Annotated in this window: 2 protein-coding genes and 1 pseudogene; all 3 read right to left on the bottom strand. The window is 52.0% G+C overall.

From position 1 onward, the window contains the following. Positions 1–281: 281 nt before the first annotated feature. The gene (locus E1297_RS03115) at positions 282–1,466 is read right to left on the bottom strand and encodes a hydroxymethylglutaryl-CoA synthase (protein ID WP_155133774.1); all 1,185 of its coding nucleotides are present in this window, start codon (positions 1,464–1,466) and stop codon (positions 282–284) included. Between the two features lie 96 nt (positions 1,467–1,562). Then, a complete protein-coding gene (gene cysK, locus E1297_RS03120; protein WP_209015617.1) occupies positions 1,563–2,519 on the bottom strand; it encodes a cysteine synthase A in 957 nt (318 codons plus the stop codon). Between the two features lie 212 nt (positions 2,520–2,731). Then, positions 2,732–2,884, bottom strand: a pseudogene (locus E1297_RS50170) (IS5/IS1182 family transposase); the annotation flags it as partial.

Below are 2,884 nucleotides of genomic sequence, written 5' to 3' on the forward strand. Positions count from 1 at the left end.
GGCCCGCATCGAAAAACCTTCACCAAGGCAACCCTTCCGTTTTCCGAGGTCCACACACCTCTTTCATCGGGGCCGCGATGATGAATTGCCGTAAGGCCGGAAACGATCTGATCTCGGTCAATTTTCTGCCTTCCACGCGAGACAGCTCCTAGAAATCCACACATGAGATAATATTCCTCTTCCGACGGTTCTTCATGAGAACCGAAGCTGCTTCACACTCTAAAAATCGGGTCGTTTGGATCAGTGCGCGGACGGACTTCACCCGGCCCGGATCCGTTCAATTATGCCGCAATCATGGCGGCAGCCTCGCATGAGGCGTACAGGCGACGGCTTTCTTCAATACCTTTCAGACGAAACTTCCCGCATGTTTTTTGTTCGAGTAGACAGTCCTGTCCGGACAATGACTCTGCGTTGTAAAACCAATCGACGTATTCCGGGTGTATAAGTTCCCGGCGGGCATCAAGCATGCCTGCATGCTGTTCGGCCTGAAGGTGATCCCGGTAGCCTTTCTGAACAACACCGGAAAAAAACTCGCTGACAGCTCCGGAACCATAAGAAAAGAATCCGATTGTCTTGCCGTGGAGATCGGCAGGGTCGGTTTCGAGCAGGGAACACAGGGCGATATACATCGAGGCCGTGTAGGTATTGCCAAGGTTTCGGCCGTAGCTCAGACTATGCTTGTAGGTGTCCTCATCAAAGTGCAGCGCTTCAGGGTAGCTTTCCTGAAGGGCTGTGACGGCCTTTTTCGCCATTTTGGTAAAGGGTGTGTGTAAGACCAGCCGATCCATATTGGACATCGATCGTCCGCCATTACTCTCATAGTCTGCGAAGGCGAGATTGATAGCTTCCATGTAAATGTCGATGGACAGTTGACCGTCAACACATGCCGTCTTTCTGTTATTGGGCCGCCAGAAGTCCATCACGTCCCGGGTGAACATGCCGGTGAAGGAGTCCAGTGCCACGAGGCGCGGGTTGGCGGTAATCACGATGGCGGCGGCGCCGGCGCCCTGGGTGCATTCCGCGTTGCTGTCCTGCTCGTATCGCGCAATATCGGACGCGATCACGAGAACTGCCTTGTCCGGCCGCGACCTGACAAGATCGCACCCCATCAAAATTCCGGCAGTTGCCGCATAGCAAGCCTGTTTGGCTTCGATTACCCGGCAATTGCTTGGCAGATTCAACAGACCATGGAGGAAGGCTCCGGCGGATTTGGATTGATCTACAGAGCTTTCAGTTGCAAATATTACTGTATGCAATTTTTTACGGACGTTCTGTGTCAACAACGGGGCCGCCGCTTCCGCCGCCATCGTAACAATGTCCTCATCAGGAGCTGGCACGCCGATCTTCTCTTGGCCAATCCCGTGAAGATACTTGTCCGGATCCACACCGTGCCGGATCGCCAATGCGGCTGCACTATAATACTGACCCGGAGTATAAAAATTCAGTGCGTCTATTCCGGTTTTCATACTGAGACCTTTTCTTTGAGTTATTTTTTCTTCAGTGGTTTTGCTTGATTGAGAATCGAAAAGGATTTTGGTTTGACCGTCTATACTTGATTGATATTACCAGTACGGAGTCGAGAGGTAGCGCTCTCCACTGTCCGGAAGTACAGTTACGATCTGACGGTTTGAGTTTTCCGCGCGATTTGCATATTCGAGAGCGCCACAAAGGGCAGCGCCGGCGGAGGGGCCGACGAATAGGCCTTCACGAGCGACAGCTTGGCGGCAAGCTTCGAACGCTGCTTCATCGCTGACCGTGATAACATCATCGATGATTGAGCGGTCCGTGGTATCGGCAATGAAACCGGCATTAAGGCCTTGTAATTTGTGCCGTCCAGGATCCCCTCCAGACAACAGGGCACAGTTTTCCGGTTCGACCGCAATAACCTGAATGTCCGGATTAAAATCCTTCAGGGCCCGCCCGGTTCCCGATAGAGTGCCACCCGTGCCGAGACCGCAAACCAGAACATCGACCTGGCCTGCTGTATCCCTAAGAATTTCCTGCCCGGTTGTCTGGTAATGCGCGCCCGGGTTTGCCGGATTTTCAAACTGCCGTGCCATCCATGCGTTTGGCCGTTGTCTGAGAACCCCTTCAGCTGTGTCGATGGTGGCCTGAAACCCGTCTTCGGCCCGGGTCAGAATAACCTCCGCACCGAGGGCGCCCATCAACTCCCTGCGTTCAACGCTCACGTGATCCGGCATGATGATGACACAGTGATAACCTCTAATCTTAGCCACCATCGCGAGCCCGATACCGGTATTGCCGGAGGTCGCCTCAACAACAGTTGACTTTCCTGGAACAAGCAGCCCTTGCCGTTCGGCGGTATCAATCATCTCCCGAGCAACCCGGTCCTTAACGCTTGACATCGGGTTGAACATTTCAAGCTTTGCAAGGACAGGAAAATTCAGATCGTGGCATAATCTGTTCAGGCGTACCAATGGGGTATTCCCGACAAGATCCAGAAGACTCTCGTAAATGACTGGTCTTCGAAGGGTCTGGTCTTCTGACACTTTAAGCACGACGCACTCCTTAACTGGGTGTCGGCCTTTAGGTTGCGACTTGGAACGCACAACATACCGGCTACTGAATACTAGTTAATAATATCAATAATATTTTTACGATTACATGTTCATTAATTCATCGTAACCAATGCCACAATCAACTATGAACTAGGGCCTGTGGACATTCAGCGTGCAGAGATTAGAGTTGCTGTAAGATGCCAATTGGCGGCTTAGCTACTTTTGGTTTCTTCGTATCGGGTTGCTATGGCTCGGAATTCCTTGATCTTGGCGAAGAAATTCTCGATCAGGTGGCGCCTTTGTAAATGTGTTTATCGTAACCACGCTTGGTCTTACGGTTTGCTTTCGGAGGGATGACAGCACTA

The sequence above is a fragment of the Roseibium sp. RKSG952 genome (assembly GCF_009711355.1).

Coding starts and splice junctions, on each gene's coding strand:
- E1297_RS03115 (WP_155133774.1), bottom strand. CDS start 1,466: ATGAAAACCGGAATAGACGCACTGAATTTTTATACTCCGGGTCAGTAT.